At 73.6% G+C, this 22,188-nt stretch carries 19 protein-coding genes; 12 read left to right on the top strand and 7 right to left on the bottom strand.

Annotation, left to right across the window (positions count from 1 at the left end):
- The first annotated feature begins 30 nt into the window (after positions 1 to 30).
- The 3 genes from CG719_RS28875 to CG719_RS28865 all read left to right on the top strand — a co-directional run bounded on the left by CG719_RS28875 (position 31) and on the right by CG719_RS28865 (position 3,334).
- Positions 31 to 879, top strand: coding sequence for a GNAT family N-acetyltransferase (locus CG719_RS28875; RefSeq protein WP_100571655.1), 849 nt, complete (start codon positions 31 to 33; stop codon positions 877 to 879).
- Between the two features lie 54 nt (positions 880 to 933).
- Positions 934 to 1,527, top strand: a complete 594-nt coding sequence (locus CG719_RS28870; protein WP_100571654.1) for a GNAT family N-acetyltransferase — start codon at positions 934 to 936, stop codon at positions 1,525 to 1,527.
- Between the two features lie 106 nt (positions 1,528 to 1,633).
- Complete coding sequence (locus tag CG719_RS28865; protein ID WP_100571653.1) at positions 1,634 to 3,334, top strand: proline--tRNA ligase; 1,701 nt, start codon at positions 1,634 to 1,636, stop codon at positions 3,332 to 3,334.
- Positions 3,335 to 3,434: 100 nt separating this feature from the next.
- Here the strand turns inward: CG719_RS28865 and CG719_RS28860 are convergent, their stop codons facing one another.
- From CG719_RS28860 to CG719_RS28850, 3 genes are all read right to left on the bottom strand, one after another.
- The gene (locus CG719_RS28860; RefSeq protein WP_100571652.1) at positions 3,435 to 4,349 is read right to left on the bottom strand and encodes an aminoglycoside phosphotransferase family protein; all 915 of its coding nucleotides are present in this window, start codon (positions 4,347 to 4,349) and stop codon (positions 3,435 to 3,437) included.
- 188 nt (positions 4,350 to 4,537) lie between these two features.
- Positions 4,538 to 5,014: a ferritin-like domain-containing protein gene (locus CG719_RS28855; protein ID WP_199836819.1), complete on the bottom strand. Its 477-nt coding sequence runs from the start codon at positions 5,012 to 5,014 to the stop codon at positions 4,538 to 4,540.
- The gene (locus CG719_RS28850) at positions 5,011 to 5,619 is read right to left on the bottom strand and encodes a hypothetical protein (protein WP_100571651.1); all 609 of its coding nucleotides are present in this window, start codon (positions 5,617 to 5,619) and stop codon (positions 5,011 to 5,013) included. Before CG719_RS28850 ends, CG719_RS28855 begins: the two co-directional genes overlap by 4 nt.
- A 207-nt stretch (positions 5,620 to 5,826) precedes the next feature.
- Here CG719_RS28850 and rimP point away from each other — a divergent pair, with 207 nt between their 5' ends.
- From rimP to CG719_RS28805, 9 genes are all read left to right on the top strand, one after another.
- The gene (rimP, locus tag CG719_RS28845) at positions 5,827 to 6,324 is read left to right on the top strand and encodes a ribosome maturation factor RimP (RefSeq protein ID WP_100571650.1); all 498 of its coding nucleotides are present in this window, start codon (positions 5,827 to 5,829) and stop codon (positions 6,322 to 6,324) included.
- Positions 6,325 to 6,326: 2 nt separating this feature from the next.
- On the top strand, positions 6,327 to 7,325 hold the full coding sequence (gene nusA, locus CG719_RS28840; protein WP_100571649.1) for a transcription termination factor NusA: 999 nt from the start codon (positions 6,327 to 6,329) through the stop codon (positions 7,323 to 7,325).
- Between the two features lie 159 nt (positions 7,326 to 7,484).
- A complete protein-coding gene (locus tag CG719_RS28835; protein WP_100571648.1) occupies positions 7,485 to 7,769 on the top strand; it encodes a YlxR family protein in 285 nt (94 codons plus the stop codon).
- A 164-nt stretch (positions 7,770 to 7,933) separates the two neighbouring features.
- Positions 7,934 to 11,002 (top strand): translation initiation factor IF-2, encoded by a 3,069-nt coding sequence (infB, locus tag CG719_RS28830; protein ID WP_100571647.1) that lies wholly within the window; start codon positions 7,934 to 7,936, stop codon positions 11,000 to 11,002.
- A gap of 226 nt (positions 11,003 to 11,228) precedes the next feature.
- A complete protein-coding gene (locus CG719_RS28825) occupies positions 11,229 to 11,522 on the top strand; it encodes a DUF503 domain-containing protein (RefSeq protein WP_100571646.1) in 294 nt (97 codons plus the stop codon).
- Positions 11,523 to 11,585: 63 nt separating this feature from the next.
- On the top strand, positions 11,586 to 12,038 hold the full coding sequence (gene rbfA, locus CG719_RS28820) for a 30S ribosome-binding factor RbfA (protein WP_100571645.1): 453 nt from the start codon (positions 11,586 to 11,588) through the stop codon (positions 12,036 to 12,038).
- On the top strand, positions 12,035 to 12,940 hold the full coding sequence (gene truB / locus CG719_RS28815) for a tRNA pseudouridine(55) synthase TruB (RefSeq protein WP_100571644.1): 906 nt from the start codon (positions 12,035 to 12,037) through the stop codon (positions 12,938 to 12,940). Before rbfA ends, truB begins: the two co-directional genes overlap by 4 nt.
- Positions 12,941 to 13,192: 252 nt before the next feature.
- Positions 13,193 to 16,825, top strand: a complete 3,633-nt coding sequence (locus tag CG719_RS28810) for a trypsin-like peptidase domain-containing protein (protein ID WP_442802753.1) — start codon at positions 13,193 to 13,195, stop codon at positions 16,823 to 16,825.
- A gap of 144 nt (positions 16,826 to 16,969) precedes the next feature.
- Positions 16,970 to 17,926 carry a bifunctional riboflavin kinase/FAD synthetase gene (locus tag CG719_RS28805; protein ID WP_100571642.1) on the top strand — a complete coding sequence of 319 codons (957 nt, stop codon included), beginning with the start codon at positions 16,970 to 16,972 and terminating at the stop codon, positions 17,924 to 17,926.
- 146 nt (positions 17,927 to 18,072) lie between these two features.
- Here CG719_RS28805 and CG719_RS28795 read toward each other — a convergent pair whose 3' ends face one another.
- The 4 genes from CG719_RS28795 to CG719_RS28780 are packed head-to-tail and all read right to left on the bottom strand — an operon-like array spanning position 18,073 to position 22,179.
- Positions 18,073 to 19,125 (bottom strand): ABC transporter ATP-binding protein, encoded by a 1,053-nt coding sequence (locus CG719_RS28795; protein WP_100571641.1) that lies wholly within the window; start codon positions 19,123 to 19,125, stop codon positions 18,073 to 18,075.
- Positions 19,122 to 20,156: an ABC transporter ATP-binding protein gene (locus CG719_RS28790; RefSeq protein WP_234375808.1), complete on the bottom strand. Its 1,035-nt coding sequence runs from the start codon at positions 20,154 to 20,156 to the stop codon at positions 19,122 to 19,124. Before CG719_RS28790 ends, CG719_RS28795 begins: the two co-directional genes overlap by 4 nt.
- Complete coding sequence (locus CG719_RS28785) at positions 20,153 to 21,109, bottom strand: ABC transporter permease (protein WP_100571640.1); 957 nt, start codon at positions 21,107 to 21,109, stop codon at positions 20,153 to 20,155. Before CG719_RS28785 ends, CG719_RS28790 begins: the two co-directional genes overlap by 4 nt.
- The gene (locus CG719_RS28780) at positions 21,106 to 22,179 is read right to left on the bottom strand and encodes an ABC transporter permease (RefSeq protein ID WP_199836818.1); all 1,074 of its coding nucleotides are present in this window, start codon (positions 22,177 to 22,179) and stop codon (positions 21,106 to 21,108) included. Before CG719_RS28780 ends, CG719_RS28785 begins: the two co-directional genes overlap by 4 nt.
- Between the last annotated feature and the right edge of the window lie 9 nt (positions 22,180 to 22,188).

Raw genomic sequence — 22,188 nt, 5'->3', positions numbered from 1 at the left:
AGTAGATCCTCGTGGTGAGGCCCCGCCGACGTGTTGACCCAGACGACCACCACGGTCCTCGGACCGAGCGACCTCGACGCCGCGCTCGCGGTCCTCGGCCGTGAGCCGGTCGCGAACGCCTTCGTGGCGTCCCGCGTACAGGTCGCCGGACTCGACCCGTGGCGGCTCGGCGGCGAGATGTGGGGCTGGTACGAGAACGGCATATTGACGTCCCTGTGCTACGCGGGCGCCAACCTCGTCCTGATCTGCGCCACCCCCAGGGCCGTCCGGGCCTTCGCCGACCGCGCCCGCCGGGCCGGCCGCCGCTGCTCCTCCATCGTCGGACCGGCCGAACCCACCGCCCAGCTGTGGCGGCTCCTGGAACCCGGCTGGGGCCCCGCCCGCGAGATCCGCGCCCACCAGCCGCTCATGGCCACCGACCGCATGCCCGCCGGCATCGCCCCCGATCCCTACGTCCGCCGCATCCGCAAGGACGAGATGGAGACGATCATGCCGGCCTGCGTGGCGATGTTCACCGAGGAGGTCGGGGTCTCCCCGCTCGCCGGTGACGGAGGCCTGCTCTACCAGGCCCGGGTCGCCGAACTCGTCGGCTCCGGACGCTCCTTCGCCCGCCTCGACGAGTACGGCAAGGTGATGTTCAAGGCCGAGGTCGGCGCCGCCACCCCCGAGGCCTGCCAGATCCAGGGCGTATGGGTGGCCCCCGAGTACCGCGGCCGCGGTCTGGCGGGACCTGGCATGGCCGCGGTCCTGCGCTACGCGCTGGCCGACGTGGCCCCGGTGGTCAGCCTGTACGTGAACGACTTCAACACCGCGGCCCGGCGCACCTACCTGAGGGCGGGCTTCCGCGAGGTCGGCGCGTTCATGAGCGTGCTGTTCTGACCTGCGTCTCACTGAGCTGTTCAGCGCCCCGTGCACGCCCTGTAGTCTCCGGGCATGGCGCACTTCCCCGATCACGGACACCGCCGCTGCGACGACGTCGTGATCGGCCCCCTCGACCTGCCGGCCCATGTCGACGAGGCGCTCTCCGTGCAGGCCGTCGCCTTCGGCCTCGGCGCCGACGAGGTGGCCGTACGCCGGCAGATCGTGCTGCGCCACATGACCTGCCGGGGGGCCCGCGCCCTCGGCGCCACCACGGCCGACGGCCGGCTCGTCGGATTCGTCTACGGCATGCCCAACGACCGCACCCACTGGTGGTCCACCGTCGTCCAGCCCTATCTGCGCGCCCGCGGCCACGACGACTGGCTCGACGACTCCTTCGTGATCACCGAACTGCACGTCCACCCGAGCCACCAGAACCGCGGTATCGGACGGGCCCTGATCACCACCATCACCGACAGCGCCAGCGAGCCCCGCTCGATCCTCTCCGCGATCGACACCGACAGCCCGGCCCGCGGCCTCTACCACTCCCTGGGCTACGAGGACCTCGCCCGCCAGGTGCTCTTCCCCAGCGCGCCGAAACCGTACGCCGTGATGGGCGCCCCGCTGCCGCTGCGCCGCCGTCCGGACCCGGCGCCGGGTCGGCTTTAACCGATTTCCACCGGCGCGGCAAGCCCGGCTAACCTCCTAGCCATCAGCTTCCCCCACTCCCGGCCTCGCCCGGGCGGGGGGCCACCACGGCAGGAGTACGAGAACCATGGCCAACGCACCGGTCCAGCGCATGTCCCAGTTGTTGGCGAAGACGCTGCGCGACGACCCGGCGGACGCCGAGGTCCTGAGCCACAAGCTGCTGGTCCGCGCGGGTTACGTACGGCGCACCGCCGCCGGGATCTGGACCTGGCTGCCGCTCGGCAAGAAGGTCCTCGCCAACGTGGAGCGGATCGTCCGCGAGGAGATGGACGCCATCGGCGCCCAGGAGGTGCTGCTGCCCGCGCTGCTGCCCCGCGAGCCGTACGAGGCCACCGGCCGCTGGGACGAGTACGGCGCCGAGCTGTTCCGCCTGAAGGACCGCAAGGGCGGCGACTACCTCCTCGGGCCGACCCACGAGGAGATCTTCACGCTGATGGTGAAGGACCAGGCGACCTCCTACAAGGACCTGCCGGTCATCCTCTACCAGATCCAGACCAAGTTCCGCGACGAGGCCCGGCCCCGCGCGGGCATCCTGCGCGGGCGTGAGTTCCTGATGAAGGACTCCTACTCCTTCGACCTCGCCGACGAGGGCCTCGCCGAGTCCTACGCCCAGCACCGTCAGGCCTACCAGCGGATCTTCGACCGCCTCGGCCTGGACTACCGGATCTGCGCCGCGACCGCGGGCGCGATGGGCGGCTCCAAGTCCGAGGAGTTCCTCGCCCCGGCCGCGGCGGGCGAGGACACCTTCGCCGACTGCCCGAACTGCGACTTCGCCGCCAACACCGAGGCGATCGAGTACGAGCTGGTGCCGGTGGACGGCTCCGCCGTGCCCGCGGCCGAGGAGATCCCCACCCCGGACACCCCGACCATCGAGACCCTCGCCGCCTCCCTCGGCGTGCCGGCCTCCGCCACGCTGAAGAACCTGCTCGTCAAGGTCGACGGGGAGATCGTCGCCGTCGGCGTCCCGGGCGACCGCGAGGTGGACCTGGGCAAGGTCGAGGCGCACTTCGCCCCGGCCGCCGTCGAACTGGTCACCGCCGAGGACTTCGTGGGCCGTCCCGACCTGGTCCGCGGCTACGTCGGTCCCCAGGGCCTGGGCAAGGTCAAGTACATCGCCGACCCGCGTGTGGCACCCGGAACGGCCTGGATCACCGGCGCCAACAAGGAGCACACGCACGCGAAGAACGTGGTCGCCGGCCGCGACTTCGAGGTCGACGAGTACGTCGACGTCGTGGTCGTGCAGGACGGCGACCCCTGCCCGAAGTGCGGCACCGGCCTCAAGCTGGACCGGGCCATCGAGATCGGCCACATCTTCCAGCTCGGCCGCAAGTACGCCGACGCCCTCAAGCTCGACGTCCTCGGCCAGAACGGCAAGCCGGTCCGCGTCACCATGGGCTCCTACGGCATCGGCGTGTCCCGCGCGGTCGCGGCCCTCGCCGAGCAGCACGCCGACGACAAGGGCCTGATCTGGGCCAAGGAGGTCGCCCCGGCCGACGTGCACGTGGTCGCCGCCGGCAAGGCCCTGCAGACCGAGGTCGCCCTGGAGGTCTCCCAGAAGCTCGCCGCGGCGGGCGTCCGCGTCCTGGTCGACGACCGGGCCGGTGTCTCCCCGGGCGTGAAGTTCACCGACTCCGAGCTCATCGGCGTCCCGCAGATCCTGGTCGTCGGCCGCCGCGCGGGCGAGGGCGTCGTCGAACTGAAGGACCGCCGCACCGGCGAGCGTGAGGAGCTTTCGATCGAGGAAGCCCTCACCCGCCTCACCGCATAGCGGCACGGGCACGCGGGGCCGGGTGCGCAGGCCGCAGGACACGGCTTGCCGTACCGGGCTCCGCACCCACCGATCCTCTCCGGCCGGACGCGGATGCCGGTCAGAGCCAGGTGGCGAATTCCAGGAGGAGTTCCGCGTCCTTCGGGCGGCCCACGCGGCGGGCGCGGGCGCCGGATTCCACGGCTCGGAAGAGGGTCCAGCCGCGCAGGCGGTCGCGGTCGACCTCCAGGGACTCCGCCAGCCGCTTGATGCGGCGCCGGGTGGTGGCGGCGCCGGACGGCGAGGCGATCAGGTCCTCCACCCGGTCCCGGACCAGCCGCGCCAGGTCGAAGGCGGCCTCGCCGACCACCGGGTCCGGGCCCACCGCCAGCCACGGCATCCGGTCCCCGGCGAGCACCTTGCTCTGCCGGAACGTGCCGTGCAGCAACCGCCGTTCGGGCGGCGCGGCCAGCAGTTCCGTACGGGCCGTGAGCGCCGCCTCGACCAGCGGCGCGACCTCCGCGTCGGCCTCCGCGCTCGCCCGCATCGCCTCGGCCTGCCGCCCGGTCCGCTCCTCGACCGTCTCGAAGGAATGCCCCGCGGGCGGCTCGACCCACAGCCGCCGCAGCGTGCCCGCCGCCTCCAGCAGCGCCCTCGCCTCCGGCAGTGACCGCACCGACACCTCCGGGTGCAGCCGCTCCAGCAGCAGCACGCCCTCGCCCGGAACAGGACCGGCCGGAGCGTCCTCCAGCAGCTGCACGGCGCCCCGCCCGCCCCAGTGGGCGAGCGCGGCCCGCTCGCTCTCCGGACGGGCCCGGGCAGGGGCCAGCTTCAGCACGGCCGGCGTTCCGTCCGCCGTCCGTACCAGCACGACGAGGCTGCTGCGTCCGCCGGGCATCTGCACCCGCTCGACGGTCAGTTCGCGCAGTTCCACGGCCTGCCGCGCCAGTCCGGGCAGCTTCTCCAGCCACTCGTCCCCGTCCGGAGCGGTCTCACCCAGCGCCCGCACCAGACGACGCGGCGGTTCGAAAGCCATGCGCGAGTCGTTCCTTCCTGACTTCCTGGACGCGTTCTCAGCGTTCACAGCGTTCTCAGCGGTCCCAGCGTTCCCGGCGGTCCCAGCGTTCCCGGCGGTCCTCGCGGTCGCCGTGCGTCTGCCGCCATGCGCCGTGGGCGCCTCCTGTGCCGCTCCGTTCCTCCCGTCCGCGCCCGCCGGCGGGATCCCTACGGCGTCGGTGACGTCGAGGCCGTGGGCGTGCCCGCCGCGCCGGCCCGTTCGGCGAGACCAGGGAAGGCTACGCTCTCCCCGCGCCAGCGCACCGCCCGGACCGCCGCCTCGCGCAGCGCCCCGGCGGCCTCCCGGCGCCGCTCGCCCCCGCTCGCCCGGACCAGGTCGGAGTACACCCCGGCCACGCGTCCCTCCAGCTCGGCGGCGAACCGTACCGCCGCCGCCGAGTCCGGCACCGGAAACGGCAGAGCGTAGGCGGCCGCCGCGGCCACCGGCTGCCCGCCCAGGTCCCGGACCTCGCGCACCAGGGCGTCCCGCCGCGCCCGATGGGCGTCGTACGCCGACCGCGCCTCGGCCTGCCGGCCCTCGCCGATCCGGCCTCCGACGACGCCGTACCCGTACACGGCCGCGTGCTCGGCGGCGAGCGCCGCCTGCAGGGCCTCGCGCCGCCGCCGGTCCGTCACCTGGCTCACTTGTCACCTTCCGTCAGGAGATACGCGTGGGCGGCCCCGGCCGCCGCCACGGAGGCGAGCAGGCGGGCCAGTTCGCCGGGCACCTGGATCAGGACGGCGGTGCGCCGGTCGGACAGGGAGCGCTCGGCCGCCGCGAGCCCGGCCAGGGCGGACTTCGCGGTCTGCTGGGCGGCGGGAGAGCCGGAGGCCTCGGCTCCCGCCGGTGCCCGCGACCCGTCGGGCGAGCCGGAGCCCTCGGGCGTCGCCGAGCCCGTCGGCGCTGCGGTCGAGCCCGACGGCGGCGCGGTCGGCGCCGTCACGCCGGGCGAGGCCTTCGCCGTGCCGCCGAACGCCTCCACGTGCGCCGCGACCTGCGCGCGCAGCGGCCGCAGCCGCTCCGCAAGCGCCGGATGGGCGGCCATCACCGCGTCGTACCGCCGCGCCAGCTCCTCGCTGTCACGTGCCGCACGCGCGCGTACCCGCTCGTCGGGCGACGGGGACTCGCCCGCACCGCCGGAGTCGGAACCGGTGGAGCAGCCCACGAGCAGGGCGGCCCCCGCGGCCGAGGCGAGCAGGCTCCTTCTGCGTGGACCTGTCAGGACGCGCGGAGATGAGGGGAACGGCACGGCAGACGTCCTCGGGTGCGTACGAACGAAATGGACGGGAGGGGCAGGGGCGGCTCGCCCGTGATCACGGTACCCGCGCCCCGCGCACCCTTCACTCAGCGGCACCGCCGCTCCCCAGGTGGACGGCAACACCCCTGCGGACCGGATACCCTTTGACCAGACACGCGACCAACCCACAACAGCACACGCGGCCGAGGAGTCACCCGGATGAGCACCACCCAGAGCGAGAGGCTGCGGGAACTGCTGGAACCGCTCGTCACCTCCCAGGGCCTGGATCTCGAAGAGATCGCCGTGGACTCCGTAGGACGCAAGCGTGTGCTGCGCGTCGTCGTCGACTCCGACACCGGGGCCGACCTGGACCGGATCGCCGATGTGAGCCGTGCGCTCTCGGCGAGGCTGGACGAGACGGACGCGATGGGCGAGGGCGAGTACACCCTCGAGGTCGGCACCCCGGGCGCGGAGCGCCTCCTCACGGAACACCGGCACTACGTGCGCGCCACGGGCCGGCTGGCGAAGTTCCAGCTGGCCGACGACGGCGAGCTGGTGGCCAGGATCCTCGAGGTCGACGACGAAGGGCTCGACCTCGAAGTGCCCGGAGTGAAGGGGCGCAGGCCCACGACCCGCAGGCTCGGCTTCCCGGACGTCGTCAGGGCGCGGGTGCAGGTCGAGTTCAACCGCAAGGACCAGAAGGAAGAGGAGGCGTAGCCGTGGACATCGACATGAGTGCCCTGCGGGGCTTGGTACGAGAGAAGGAGATCTCCTTCGACCTGCTGGTCGAGGCGATCGAGTCGGCCCTCCTCATCGCCTACCACCGCACCGAGGGAAGCCGCCGCCACGCGCGCGTGGAGCTCGACCGGCAGACCGGGCACGTGACGGTGTGGGCGAAGGAGGACCCCCAGGACCTCGAGGAGGGCCAGGAGCCCCGCGAGTTCGACGACACCCCGTCCGGCTTCGGCCGTATCGCCGCCACCACCGCCAAGCAGGTCATCCTGCAGCGGCTGCGCGACGCCGAGGACGACGCGACGCTCGGCGAGTACGCCGGCCGCGAGGGCGACATCGTCACCGGGGTGGTCCAGCAGGGCCGCGACCCGAAGAACGTGCTGGTGGACATCGGCAAGCTGGAGGCCATCCTGCCGGTGCAGGAGCAGGTCCCGGGCGAGACCTACCCGCACGGCATGCGGCTGCGGTCGTACGTGGTCCGGGTCGCCAAGGGCGTCCGCGGCCCCTCGGTGACGCTGTCCCGTACGCACCCGAACCTGGTGAAGAAGCTCTTCGCCCTGGAGGTCCCGGAGATCGCCGACGGCTCCGTGGAGATCGCCGCGATCGCCCGTGAGGCCGGTCACCGCACCAAGATCGCCGTACGGTCCACCCGTTCGGGCCTCAACGCCAAGGGCGCCTGCATCGGCCCCATGGGCGGCCGGGTGCGCAACGTGATGGGCGAGCTGAACGGCGAGAAGATCGACATCGTCGACTGGTCGGACGACCCGGCCGAGATGGTGGCCAACGCGCTGTCGCCGGCCCGTGTCTCCAAGGTGGACGTCGTGGACCTGGCCGCCCGCTCGGCCCGCGTCACCGTGCCGGACTACCAGCTCTCGCTGGCGATCGGCAAGGAGGGCCAGAACGCCCGGCTGGCGGCCCGGCTCACCGGTTGGCGGATCGACATCCGCCCGGACACCGAGCAGCCGTCCGAGCGGGCACCCGAGTAGCCGTCCTGGCGCGACCGCGGACGAGTTCACCCGGACGCGCGGGGCAGTTCACCCGTACGGAGGGAATGGATCCGAGCCGCAGGTCGCTTGGAATACGACAACAGCCGTTCGATCTCTGCCCCGCGGGGGTGAGGTCGGTGCGGGGAGGTAGACTGAGCTGTGTCTGGCCGGACGCGTGCCCGCGCATGCCCTGAGCGTACCTGTGTGGGATGCCGGGAGCGAGCGGCCAAGATCGAACTGTTGCGGACCGTGGTGGTCGAGGGTGAATGCGTCCCCGATCCTCGCGGTACGCTGCCCGGCCGGGGTGCGTATGTACACCCCGCCCCGGTCTGTCTCGACCAGGCGGTGCGCCGCCGGGCGTTTCCCCGGGCGCTCCGCGTCCCGGGACCGCTCGACGTAATGGCGTTGCGCCGGTACGTCGAGCAGGCACAAGGTTGCTGCTGAGGCAACACGGCAAGGAAAACGTGTCGTACGGAAGTCCCCGTGCGGCCTGGTACCTCGCGAGTCGAAAGCAGGTCGAGATTGCGATGAGCACTCGATGAGTACGCGATGAGTACGCCCATGAACTAGCGACGGTCCGGCCGCAACCCGGACCTCAAAGGAGCGAAGTGGCTAAGGTCCGGGTATACGAACTCGCCAAGGAGTTCGGTGTGGAGAGCAAGGTCGTCATGGCCAAGCTCCAGGAACTCGGTGAATTCGTCCGATCGGCTTCCTCGACGATCGAGGCGCCCGTAGTACGCAAACTGACTGACGCCTTCCAGCAGGGCAACGGCAGCGGCAGGTCCGCCGCGAAGCCGGGTGCCCCGAAGAAGGCCGCCCCCAGGCCCGCCGCGCCCTCGCCGGCGCAGGCCGGGGGTCCCTCTCGTGCCGCCAAGCCGGCGGGCGAGCGTCCCGCCGCGCCCAAGCCGGCGGCCGCGCCCAGGCCCGCCCCGGCGCAGCCCGCGGTCCCGTCGGCGTCCGCGCCGGCTCCCGGCCCGCGTCCGGTGCCGGGTCCCAAGCCCGCGCCGCGTCCGGCTCCGGCCGCGCCCACCACGCCGGAGTTCACCGCTCCGCCGTCGGCTCCGGCTCCGGCCGCGCCGAAGCCCGGTGGTGCCCGTCCCGGTGCCCCCAAGCCCGGTGGCCGTCCCGGCCCGGGTCAGGGCCAGGGCCAGGGTGCGCGTCCCGGCCAGGGTGCCGCGCGTCCCGGTGGCCAGGGTGCGCGTCCGGGCGGTCGTCCGGCCGGTCCGCGTCCGGGCAACAACCCCTTCACGTCCGGTGGCTCCACCGGCATGGCGCGTCCGCAGGCGCCGCGTCCGCAGGGCGCGCGTCCCGGCGGCCCCGGTGCCCCCGGCGCCGGTCCCCGTCCGCAGGGCCCCGGTGCCCAGGGCGGCGGTCCGCGTCCGCAGGCTCCGGGCGGTCCCCGCCCGACCCCGGGCTCGATGCCCCGTCCGCAGGGCGGTCCGCGTCCCGGCGGTCCGCGTCCGAACCCCGGCATGATGCCGCAGCGTCCCGCTGCCGGCCCGCGTCCCGGCCCCGGTGGCGGCGGTCGTGGTCCGGGTGGTGCGGGTCGTCCCGGTGGCGGCGGCGGTGCCGGTCGTCCCGGTGGCGGCGGCGGCTTCGCCGGTCGTCCCGGTGGCGGCGGCGGTGCCGGTCGTCCCGGTGGTGGCGGCGGCTTCGCCGGTCGTCCCGGCGGTGGCGGCGGCTTCGGCGGTGGCGGCGGTGGCCGTCCCGGCTTCGGCGGCCGTCCCGGTGGTCCCGGTGGCCGTGGTGGCACGCAGGGCGCCTTCGGCCGTCCCGGCGGTCCCGCGCGTCGTGGCCGCAAGTCGAAGCGGCAGAGGCGCCAGGAGTACGAGGCCATGCAGGCCCCGTCGGTCGGCGGCGTGATGCTGCCTCGCGGCAACGGCGAGACCATTCGCCTGTCGCGCGGTGCGTCGCTCACCGACTTCGCCGAGAAGATCAACGCCAACCCGGCGTCGCTCGTCGCGGTCATGATGAACCTGGGCGAGATGGTCACGGCCACGCAGTCCGTGTCCGACGAGACGCTCCAGCTCCTCGCCGGCGAGATGAACTACACGGTTCAGATCGTCAGCCCCGAGGAGGAGGACCGCGAGCTGCTCGAGTCCTTCGACCTGGAGTTCGGCGAGGACGAGGGCGGCGAGGAGGACCTGGTCGTCCGGCCGCCGGTCGTCACCGTCATGGGTCACGTCGACCACGGAAAGACCCGACTGCTCGACGCCATCCGCAAGACGAACGTCATCGCGGGCGAGGCCGGCGGCATCACCCAGCACATCGGTGCCTACCAGGTCGCGACCGAGGTCAACGGCGAGGACCGCGCGATCACCTTCATCGACACCCCGGGTCACGAGGCGTTCACCGCCATGCGTGCCCGCGGTGCCCGGTCGACGGACATCGCCATCCTGGTCGTCGCGGCCAACGACGGCGTCATGCCGCAGACGGTCGAGGCGCTCAACCACGCCAAGGCGGCCGACGTGCCGATCGTGGTCGCGGTCAACAAGATCGACGTCGAGGGCGCCGACCCGACCAAGGTGCGCGGTCAGCTGACCGAGTACGGCCTGGTGGCCGAGGAGTACGGCGGCGACACGATGTTCGTCGACATCTCCGCCAAGCAGGGTCTGCACATCGACTCGCTGCTGGAAGCGGTCGTCCTGACCGCCGACGCCTCGCTCGACCTGCGGGCCAACCCGCAGCAGGACGCGCAGGGCATCGCGATCGAGTCCCGCCTCGACCGCGGCCGCGGTGCCGTGGCGACGGTGCTCGTCCAGCGAGGCACGCTGCGGGTCGGCGACACCATGGTGGTCGGCGACGCGTACGGCCGCGTCCGGGCGATGCTCGACGACAACGGCAACAACGTGGCCGAGGCCGGTCCGTCGACGCCGGTGCAGGTCCTGGGTCTGACCAACGTCCCGGGTGCGGGCGACAACTTCATCGTGGTGGACGAGGACCGTACGGCCCGTCAGATCGCGGAGAAGCGCGCCGCCCGTGAGCGCAACGCCGCGTTCGCCAAGCGCGTCCGCCGCGTCTCGCTCGAGGACCTGGACAAGGTGCTCAAGGCCGGCGAGGTCCAGCAGCTCAACCTCATCATCAAGGGCGACGCGTCCGGTGCGGTCGAGGCTCTCGAGTCCTCGCTGCTCCAGCTCGACGTCGGCGAAGAGGTCGACATCCGCGTGCTGCACCGCGGTGTGGGTGCGGTCACGGAGTCGGACATCGACCTGGCCATGGGCTCCGACGCCATCGTGATCGGCTACAACGTGCGCGCCGCTGGGCGTGCCGCGCAGATGGCCGAGCGCGAGGGTGTGGACGTCCGGTACTACTCGGTCATCTACCAGGCGATCGAGGAGATCGAGGCGGCCCTCAAGGGCATGCTCAAGCCGGAGTACGAGGAGGTCGAGCTCGGCACGGCGGAGATCCGCGAGGTCTTCCGTTCGTCCAAGCTGGGCAACATCGCTGGTGTGCTCATCCGGTCCGGCGAGGTCAAGCGCAACACCAAGGCGCGCCTGCTCCGCGACGGCAAGGTCATCGCGGAGAACCTCAACATCGAGGGTCTGCGCCGCTTCAAGGACGACGTCACCGAGATCCGCGAAGGCTACGAGGGTGGTATCAACCTCGGAAACTTCAACGACATCAAGATCGACGACGTCATCGCGACGTACGAGCTCCGCGAGAAGCCGCGGGCGTAACGCCGCAGACACCCCGTGCCGGCCGGCGGGACCACTCCCGTCGGCCGGCACGGCCGTGTCCAGGGCCGCGAGCCGCGCCCGGGGCCGGCGGGAGAACCCGTCCCACCCGGGCCGCGGAAAACCCCGTCGAGTCACCGGCGGGGTTCGCGGTACCGTTCTTGATGTCCCTGCCCACCGAGAAGGCAGGACCATCGAACCCGTACCGGCGGGCAACCCGGGCACACACATGTACGTGGGGACTCTGTCCTTCGACCTGCTCCTCGGCGACGTCCACTCGCTGAAGGAGAAGCGTTCCGTCGTCCGCCCCATCGTCGCCGAGCTCCAGCGCAAGTACGCGGTGAGCGCGGCGGAGGTGGACCACACGAACCTCCACCGGCGGGCCGTCATCGGTCTCGCCGCGGTCTCCGGCGACGCGACGCACCTGACCGACGTGCTGGACCGGTGCGAACGGCTGGTCGCCGGCCGTCCCGAGGTGGAGCTGCTGTCCGTCAGACGCCGCTTCCACGGCGAGGACGACTAGACCGCGCCCCACCGCACCATCCAGACCGCACCAGCAGAAGAAGAAAGAACGGGAGACGGACCAGTGGCCGACAACGCGCGGGCGAAAAGGCTGGCGGACCTCATCCGAGAGGTGGTGGCCCAGAAGCTGCAGCGCGGGATCAAGGACCCGCGGCTCGGCTCGCACGTCACCATCACGGACACCCGGGTCACGGGCGACCTGCGGGAGGCGACGGTCTTCTACACCGTCTACGGCGACGACGAGGAGCGTAAGGCGGCGGCCGCCGGCCTGGAGAGCGCCAAGGGCATCCTGCGCTCCGAGGTCGGCCGGGCGGCCGGGGTGAAGTTCACCCCGACCCTCGCCTTCGTCGCGGACGCCCTGCCGGACACCGCCCGGAACATCGAGGACCTCCTCGACAAGGCCCGTGCCTCCGACGAGAAGGTGCGCGAGACGTCCTCCGGTGCCTCGTACGCCGGTGAGGCGGACCCGTACAAGAAGCCGGGGTCCGACGACGGGACGGACGACACCACCGCATGACCAGCAAGCCCACCCCGCCCGACGGCCTCGTCATCGTCGACAAGCCGTCGGGCTTCACTTCGCACGACGTCGTGGCCAAGATGCGCGGCATCGCCAGGACCCGGCGGGTCGGCCACGCGGGCACCCTCGACCCCATGGCGACCGGTGTGCTCGTGCTCGGCGTGGAGAAGGCCACCAAGCTCCTCGGCCATCTCGCGCTGACCGAGAAGGAGTACGTCGGCACCGTCCGGCTCGGCCAGAACACGGTCACCGACGACGCCGAGGGCGAGATCACCTCCTCCACGGACGCCTCCAAGGTGCCCCGGGACGCCGTCGACGCCGCCGTCGCCAAGCTGACCGGCGACATCATGCAGGTGCCGTCCAAGGTCAGCGCCATCAAGATCAACGGCGTGCGGTCGTACAAGCGGGCGCGGGAGGGCGAGGAGTTCGAGATCCCGGCCCGGCCGGTGACGGTCTCCTCCTTCGCCGTGTACGACGTCCGCGACGCCGTCGCCGACGACGGCACCCCCGTGCTCGACCTGGTGGTGTCCGTGGTCTGCTCCTCCGGCACCTACATCCGGGCCCTCGCCCGCGACCTGGGCGCCGACCTCGGCGTCGGCGGCCACCTCACCGCGCTGCGCCGCACCCGGGTCGGCCCCTACAAGCTGGACTCCGCCAGGACGCTGGACCAGCTCCAGCAGGAACTGACCGTGATGCCGATCGCCGAGGCGGCCGCGGCGGCGTTCCCCCGCTGGGACGTCGACGCCCGGCGCGCGCGGCTCCTCATGAACGGCGTACGGCTGGAGGTGCCCGACGCGTACGCGGGCGCCGGTGCCGTCGCCGTCTACGGCCCCGACGGCCGCCTCCTCGCGCTCGTGGAGGAGCAGCGGGGCAAGGCCAAGAGCCTGGCCGTCTTCGCCTGACCGCGCCCGGCGGTGACCGTGGAGCGGCGAATACGGGGTGTTCCCCATCCGCCGCTCCACGGTTCCGTCCCCCCTCGGTTCCCCCACCCATGAGCCTTGTCCAGTGGCCCGGTTCCATTCACCCGGTTGCGCGGGCGCTCGGAGTGAACGGGGGGAGCGCAGGGGGGCGCGTTCGCCGCTCGGCCTGTTCCGCTGATCATCCGCGGCCTACCGTCGAGGAAGGCACGGCGGTACGGGCGGGGAGGTTCGGGCATGGCGGGGCGGGACCTCCATGAATCCACACAGGCGCGGGGACCACAGGGACCGGAGCGCGTGGTGGAATCGCGGGACCACGTTCTGGACCGCTCCCTGGTCCGCATCCGTGACCTGGCGGGACGGCCCCGCGGCACCGGCTTCGCGGCCGACCACCGGGGCACGCTGATCACCAGCCACGAGGCGGTCGACGGACTGCCCCAGCTCATCCTGGACGCCCCCGGCCCGGGCGAGCGCTCCCGCGTGGTGACGGCCGACGCGATCACCGCACTGCCCGCCCTGAACCTGGCCCTGATCCGCACCGAGGGCCTCGGCGTGGAGCCGCTTCCCGTCACCGTGCGCGACGGCGTCCACAGCGGCACCTACGTCCGGATCGCGGCCGACCACTGGCGCGAGGCGCGGGTGCTCGGCGCGGCCACGGTGACGTACACGGCCACGGACCGCTTCCATCTCCTCGACGGCGTCACGGAGCTGGCGATCGGCACGGCGGGCCGCGAGGCGCTCCGGCCGGGCGGCGGGGCCGCCGGGGGGCCGGTCCTCGACGCGGAGACCGGCGCGGTGGTCGCCGTCCTCGGCACGGCACTGCACTCCGGTCGCGGCGACGCCGGCTTCGCGGTACCGCTGCGCCGAACCGGCGAGGGCCCCCTCTCCGACCTCCTCACCCGCAACGAGGCCACGGTCTCCGCCTACGGCCCCGACCTGAACCTGGCCGCGGTCCTCGAACTCACGGCCACCTCCCTGGCCCAGGACGGTCCCGCCGGAGCCCTGCCGTCCCCTCTCCCGCGGGCGAGCGGGCCCGGGACGCCCGCCGGGCCGGTCGAACGTGCCGAGGTGGCGCGGGAGCTGGCAGCGTTCGGTGACAGCCCGGCCGCCGTGCTGGGGCTCGTCGGGGAATCCGGAAGCGGCCGTACGACTCAGCTCGCGGCGCTGGCCGGCCACCGTGCCCGCGGCGGCTCGCCCGCGCCCACCCTGTGGCTGCGCGGGGCCGATCTGCTGGGCACCGACGCCTCAGTCGCGGACGCGGTGGGCCGGGCACTGGACCGGGCGGCCCGGATCGTCGCGGCCGCCCGGGCACCCCTGCCCACCGAGCGCACCGACCTCACCCCCGAACGCGTCGCCCGCCTCGCCCACGCCCACGGCCGCCCCCTCCTGCTCCTCCTCGACGGCCCCGAGGAGATCCCGCCCGCCCTGGCCGACCGGCTCCCCGAGTGGACCGAGCAAACCGCGCAGTGGCTGCGCGGCACGGGGGCGCGGCTGGTGGTGGCCTGCCGGGAGGCGTACTGGGAGACGGCCGGAGCGTGCTTCCCGGCGGACCTGCTCCACACCCCGGTCACGGCGCCGGCCGGCCCGGACGGCGTCACCGGCCACCTGCCGCCCTGTCTGCCCCTCGGCGGCCTCACCCCCGCCGAGGCCCACGAGGCCCGCGCCCGTCACGGCATCCCGGACGGCGCGCTGGTGGACGCCGCCGCCCGCCACCCGCTCACCCTCAGGCTCCTGTCGGAGGTGCGCGCCGCCCTCCCCGACGCCGCCGGCCACCCCCCGCTCGACCGTGACGACGTCCTCGCGGCCCACCTGGACCTGATGTGCCTGCGCATCGCCGTCCGCCTCGCCGCGGAGAACGGGCTGCGCGGCACCGCCGTACGGCGCCTGGCGGCGAAGGTCTCCGGCCAGGTGCACGAGGCCGCCCGCCGCAGCCTCGGCCCGGGGGAACTGGCCCCGGCGGCGTTCGAGGAGCTGTTCCCCCGGGGACCCGCCCCGGCCCGCCTCGGCGGCGGCACCGGCTGGGCGGCGGCCGTCCTCACCGAGGGGCTGCTCGTCCCGGTGGGCAGCGGCTACCGCTTCGCGCACGAGGAGGTCGCCGACTGGGTCCAGGGCACCCACCTCGACCTGGACGAGGCCCTGCGCGTCCTGGTCCACCGCCGGCACACACCCGGCGGGCCACGGCCCCCGCAGCCCGTTCCGCACCACCGCGTCGGCCCCGTCGTGCACGCCCTGCTTCTCCTGGCCCGCCAGCACGGCACCCGCCGACTGGCCGTCCGGCTCGAGGAGTTGCTGTGCGCCCTCGACACCGACCCGCACTGCTGGTGGGCGTCGCGGCTGCTCGCCGGCGCACTGCTGCGCGTGGCGGACGCGACACCGTACCTCCGTGTGCTGCGGCTGCTCGCCGAGCGGATCGTGGTGTGGCAGCAGTGCGACCTGCCCGTGCCGACCGGCTTCGGACCGGGTTTCTGGACCGTTCTGCACCTGTCCGACGCCGACCGCTGCGACCTGCTCGGGCGCCTCGTCCTCGCCGACGGCGCACCGCGGGACACACGAGGCGGGGCCCGCCGCCCGTCCCGCTACCTGGACGCCGTCGCGCGCCTGCTCACCGCCGACCCCGCCGCCGTGCAACGGCACCTCACCCGCTGGTTCGACGACGAGCGTCCGCTGCCCGCCGCGCCGCACGCCACCGTGGCCACGGCCGCCCAGGCCCTGCTCCACACCCACCGCGCCCGCGCCCTGGACGACCTCACCGACACCCTGGCCGGGTGCGCCCACCCGCGCGCCGAGGAGCTGCTGGCCGTGCTCGCCGAGGAGGAGCCGTCCGCGCTGTGCCGTGCGGTGGCCCGGTGGGCGCACGACGACCGTCCCGCGCTGAGGACGCAGGCCCTGGCCCACGGCCTGCGCACCGCGCCCCGGGCGCGCACCGAGGCCGACCGCGAACTGCTGTGCCAGGCCGCCCTCGCCCTGCTCGACCGCCCCGCCGACACCGCGCTGCACGGCGGCGCGCTCGCGCTTCTCGTCCGGGATCCGCACACCCGCGCCCGCCATCTGCCGCGGGCACTGCGGCACTTCGCGGCGGGCGACCGGCACCTGCCGCCGAGCGCGCTGACGCCCGCCCTGACCACCCACCCCGAGGCGGTCCTCGCCGCCATCGGCGCGTGCCTGCGCCGGGACACCGCCGGCGGGCGCGGCAGCGGCGGCGACAGCGGCACCGGGTCCGGCACCGGCATCGGTGAGGCCCTGCGCGCGCTGGGCGAGGCCGCCACGCCCGCGCTCGCCCGCCGGGTCGCCGTCGTGGTGCGCGAGGCGGTGACACGGCATCCGGAGGGCGCCGGGCCGGTGGCGGCGTACGTCGACCAGCGCCTGGACGACGACCCCGCCGCCCGATCGGTGCTGTTCCCCCTGGTCGCGGGCCTCCTCGACGGCGACGACGCCGGAAGGGGCGTCGAGGGCGGGGGCGTCGGCGACCGGGCCCACGACGGCCGCGAGCGGCTGCGCCGCGCGCTGGCCGGCGTCCTCGCAACCCCCGGCGCCCCCGCCTCCCGCCCGCTGCGCCGGGAGCTGCTGGACTTCCTCCTGGCCCACGAGGACACCCCGGCCGTCCTGGACGCGGTGCTGCGCGCCGCCGCCTCCACCGCCGAGGAGGACCTCCGCGGCCTGGTCCACCGCGTCGGACTGCTCCTCGTCCGTACCCCCGACGGCGCGGCCCTGTTCGACCGGAGCCTGCTGGAACTGGGCCGGAACGTGCCCGGCTTCGCCGCCCGCGTGGCCTGCTGGCTGACCGACGCCCCACGGGACTGGGCCGTGGTGGTGGGTCCCGGCGCCCGCCGGACGATCGAGAACACGGCGGGCATACCCGTCCCCGTCTGACGACGTGCGCCGGATCACAGCCGCCCATGCCGGTGCGGGCGGTGACCGCCGGGCATGGCACCCTTAGACCTGCGGACAAGCAGCAGGAAACAACTAGGACAACCCGAAACAACACGGACACGGGTTCGACGAGGAGCGGTCACAGTGCAGCGCTGGCGTGGCTTGGAGGACATCCCCCAGGACTGGGGGCGCAGCGTCGTCACCATCGGCTCCTACGACGGAGTCCACCGCGGACACCAGCTGATCATCGAGCACGCCGTGGACCGCGCCCGCGACCTGGGCGTCCCTGCCGTCGTCGTCACCTTCGACCCGCACCCCAGCGAGGTCGTGCGCCCCGGCAGCCACCCGCCGCTGCTCGCCCCCCACCACCGCCGGGCCGAGCTGATGGCCGGGCTGGGCGTGGACGCGGTCCTCGTGCTGCCCTTCACCGCCGAGTTCTCGAAGCTGTCCCCGGCGGACTTCGTCGTCAAGGTGCTGGTCGACAAGCTGCACGCCAAAGCGGTCGTCGAGGGCCCCAACTTCCGCTTCGGGCACAAGGCCGCAGGCAACGTCGAGTTTCTGGCCGACCAGGGCAAGACCTACGACTTCGAGGTCGAGGTCGTCGACCTGTACGTCACCGGAGAGGCGGGCGGCGGCGAGCCGTTCTCCTCGACCCTGACCCGCCGTCTGGTCGCCGAGGGCGACGTCCGGGGCGCCGGGGAGATCCTGGGCCGCCCGCACCGGGTGGAGGGCGTCGTGGTCCGCGGTGCCCAGCGCGGCCGCGAACTGGGCTTCCCCACGGCCAACGTCGAGACCCTCCCGCACACCGCGATCCCCGCCGACGGCGTCTACGCCGGCTATCTGCACGCCCAGGGCGAGGTGATGCCCGCCGCGATCTCCGTGGGCACGAACCCGCAGTTCGACGGCACCGAGCGCACGGTGGAGGCGTACGCCATCGACCGGGTGGGCCTCGACCTGTACGGACTGCACGTCGGCGTCGACTTCCTGGACTTCGTCCGCGGCCAGGCCAAGTTCGACTCGCTGGAGGCCTTCCTGGAGACGATGGCCGAGGACGTCGAGAAGTGCCGGCGGATCGTCGCACAGGACGCGAAGACGGCGTAGCCGGACCCTCGGGTCGCTCAGCCGCCGGTAACCTCACCGGCGACCGGCGACCGGCGACCGGCGACCGGCGACCGGCGACCGGCGACCGGCGACCGGCGACCGGCGACCGGCGACCGGCGACCGGCGACCGGCGACCGGCGACCGGCCTACGCCTCTGCCTCCGTGCCCGCCTCCGTCCGCGCCTCTGCCACCGCCTGTGGCCCGGTCTCTTCCCCGGGCACGGTCACGGCGCGCGCCCAGTGGCATGCCACCTGCGCTTCCCCGCCCCCGTGCAGGATCTGCAGGTCCCGGCCGCGGCACGCGTCCGCCACGCCCGCCCGTTCCGCGTCGCCGTCCGCGAGGACCTGGCAGCGGACGTGGAAGCGGCAGCCGGAGGGGATCCGGGACGGGTCCGGGGGCTCACCCGTCAGGACGACCGGTTTCCCGGGCGCCTCGGGCAGGACGGACAACAGGGCCCGGGTGTAGGGGTGCCGGGGAGCGGTCAGGACCTGCTCCACCTCACCGGTCTCCACGATCCGGCCGAGGTACATCACCGCGACCCGGTCGGCGATGTTCCAGGCCAGCCCCAGGTCGTGCGTCACCACCAGCGCGGACAGGCCGAGTTCGGCGCGCAGCCGCAGCAGCAGGGCGAGGATCTCGCCGCGCACCGAGGCGTCCAGGGAGGCCACTGGCTCGTCGGCGACGAGGAGTTCGGGCTCCAGGACCAGGGCGCCCGCGATGACCACGCGCTGGCGCTGACCGCCGGACAGCTCGTGCGGGTAGCGCAGGAAGAAACGCTCGGGCGGTCGCAGCCCCGCCCGTGCCAGGGCCCCGGCGACGGCCGCCCGCTCGTCCCCGCGGTATCCGTGGACGCGCAGCCCCTCGGCCACGGCGTCGTACACCGTGTGCCGTGGGTTGAGCGAGCCGTTCGGGTCCTGGAGCACCAGTTGGGCCCGCTTGCGGTACGCCTTCAGCGCGCGGGAGGAGTAGTCGAGCGGGGCACCGTCGAACGTGACGCGGCCCGCGGTCGGCGGCACCAGACCGAGCAGGGAGCGGGCCAGGGTCGTCTTGCCGCAGCCCGACTCGCCGACCAGCGCCACGATCTCGCCGCGCCGGATGTCGAGGTCGACCCCGTCCACGGCGCGGGCCGCGGGCCCGCCGTGCCGACCGGGGAACACGACCCGCAGCCCTTCGACGCTCAGCAGCGCGGATGTGGTCATGGCGTGCCGCTCCTCACGTCGTCCTCCGTCGTCTCCGCTTCCGGCGTCCCCGCCTCCGCTTCCGGCGTCCCCGCCTCCGCCTCCGCGTCCACGTGGACGCAGGCCGCCCGCCGTCGCGGACCGGCCTCCCTCAGGAACTGGTCCTGGGTGCCGCACAGGTCGAGGGCGACCGGGCAGCGCGGGTGGAAGGCGCAGCCGGAGGGGACGGCGGACGGGTCCGGCGGATCGCCCGCCAGACCGCGGGGAGCGAAGCGGGACGCCGGGTCGCCGATCCGGGGGAAGGCGTCCGACAGGGCCTTGCCGTAGGGATGCCGGGCGTCCTCGTAGACCTGCCCGGCCGGGCCCTCCTCCACCACGCGGCCCGCGTACATGACCGCGAGCCGGTCGCAGGTGTCGGCCAGCACGGCGAGGTCATGGCTGATCATGAGCAGGCCCAGGTCCTGCTCGCTCACGAGCCGTTCGATCAGGCGCAGGATCTGCGCCTGGATCATCACGTCGAGCGCGGTGGTGGGCTCGTCGGCGACGACCAGCCGAGGGTCGCAGGCCAGCGCCATCGCGATCATCACGCGCTGGCGCTGTCCGCCGGACAGCTCGTGCGGGTAGGCGCCGGCCCGCGCGGCGGGCAGCCCCACCTGCTCAAGCAGTTCACCGGTCTTCTTCCGCGCGTCGGCCGGCGTGGCCTTGCGGTGCAGCAGGATCGGCTCGGCGATCTGGTCGCCGACGCGGTGCACGGCGTTGAGCGAGTGCATCGCGCCCTGGAAGACGATCGACGCCCCCGCCCAGCGGACCGCCCGCACCCGGCCCCACTTCATGGCCAGCACGTCCTCGCCGTCGAGCAGGATCTCGCCGCCGACCCGGGTCCCGGCCGGCAGCAGCCGCAGCAGCGCCAGCGCCAGTGTGGACTTGCCGCAGCCGGACTCGCCCGCGATGCCGAGCTTCTCGCCGGCGGCGAGCGTGAGGTCCACCCCGCGCACGGCGGCGGCCCCCGACGCGTACGCCACTTCCAGGTCGCGCACTTCGAGGAGACTCAACGGGACACCCCCAGCCTGGGGTTGAGAACGGCTTCGACGGCCCGCCCGCACAGGGTGAACGCCAGCGCGACGACCGCGATGGCGATGCCCGGCGGCACCAGATACCACCAGTCGCCGGAGCTGACCGCGCCGGCCTCGCGCGCGTCCTGGAGCAGCCCGCCCCAGGAGACGAGCGTCGGGTCGCCGAGCCCGAGGAAGGCGAGCGTCGCCTCCGCCAGGATCGCCGAGGAGATGATCAGGGTGGTCTGCGCGAGCACCAGCGGCATGACGTTGGGCAGCACATGCCGGGACATCACGTGCCAGTGGCCGCCGCCGAGCGCCTTGGCCCGCTCGATGTACGGCCGCGACTCCACCGCCAGCGTCTGCGCCCGCACCAGCCGGGCGGTGGTCGGCCAGGTGGTGACGCCGATCGCCAGGATGATCGTGCCCAGCGAGCGGGACATGACGGTGGCCAGCGCGATGGCGAGCACCAGCGTCGGCATCACCAGGAACCAGTCGGTGACCCGCATGATCACCGTGGCGTACCAGCCGCGGAAGTGCCCGGCGGTGATGCCGATGACCGCGCCGATCGCCACCGACAGCACGGCGGCGAGCAGCCCGACCAGCAGCGAGACGCGCGAGCCCCAGATCAGAAGGCCCAGCAGGTTCCTCCCGAACTGGTCGGTGCCCAGCGGGAAGTGGGCGCTCGGACTCTCCAGCGGCCTGCCGGGCGCGTCGGTCACGCTCCGCACGTCCGCCCCGACGGTCAGCGGCGCGGTCAGCGCGACCAGCGCGCACAGCACGAGCGCGGCGAGCCCCACCAGGCCCGCCCGGTGAGTCCGGTACTGCCTCCAGAAGCGGACGACCGAGGCCCGGCGGCGCTGCCTGGCGAGCGCGCGCGGGCCGGGGCCGGGATCGGGATCGGGGTCGGGCGCCCGGTCCGGGCCGGCGGTCGCGGTGGTGTCGGCGGTCATCGTCCCACCCTCGGGTCGAGCAGCGGATACAGGACGTCGGCAAGGGTGTTCATCAGGATCACCGCCGCGGCGAAGACGAAGAACAGCCCCTGCACCAGCGGCAGATCGGGCACGCTCAGCGCCTGGTAGAACAGTCCGCCCAGGCCGGGCCAGGAGAACACGGTCTCGACGAGGATCACTCCCGCGACCGTCCGCCCCAGATTGACGAAGATCAGCGTCACGGTCGGCAGCAGCGCGTTCGGCACGGCGTGCCGCCGTCGTACGAGATCGTCGCGAAGTCCCTTGGCGCGCGCGGTCGTCAGATAGTCGCTGCCCATCTCGTCCAGCAGCGCCGACCGCGTTACCAGCAACGTCTGCCCGTACTCGACCGCGACCAGCGTCACCACCGGCAGCACGAGGTGGTGGGCGACGTCGACGGCGTACGCGAAGCCCTCCTTGCCGCCCGACTCCATGCCCCCGGTCGGGAACAGGCCCGGGACCGGGCCCACGCCGACCGAGAGCACGATGATGAGCAGCAGTCCCAGCCAGAACGCGGGAATCGAGTAGAGCGTCAGCGCCAGCCCCGTGTTGACGCGGTCGCCGAGCTTCCCGTGCCGCCAGGCGGAGCGGGTGCCGAGGAGAACCCCGAGGGTGGTGTAGAGCACGAAGGCCGTACCGGTCAGCAGCAGGGTGTTCGGCAGCGCCTCGGTGATCTTGTCGATGACCGGTGTGCGGAACTGGTACGAGGTTCCCAGGTCCCCGGTCAGCGCCTTGCCGCAGTAGTCCGTGAACTGCCGCCACATCGGCAGGTCGAGCCCGAACTCCCGCCGGTAGGCGGCGAGCTGCTGCGCGGAGACCGGCCGGCCGGCGGTCATGAACTTCACCGGGTCGCCCGGGATCAGCCGGAAGAGGAAGAAACTGGTGACGAGGACGGCGAGCAGGGACACGGCCGCACCGGCCAGCTTGCCCGCCGCGTACCGCAGATAGGCGGTACCGGTCCGCGCCCGGGGGCCGCGGCCCGCCGCCGGTCCGGACTTCCCCGGATCGGCGGCGGGCCCTTCGGCCAGCGCGGGTGTCGCTTCAGCGGTCATGTGCGCTCA

This window comes from Streptomyces sp. CB01373, assembly GCF_002803075.1.
Taxonomy (GTDB): domain Bacteria; phylum Actinomycetota; class Actinomycetes; order Streptomycetales; family Streptomycetaceae; genus Streptomyces.
This window is presented reverse-complemented; position numbering and strand designations above follow the sequence as displayed.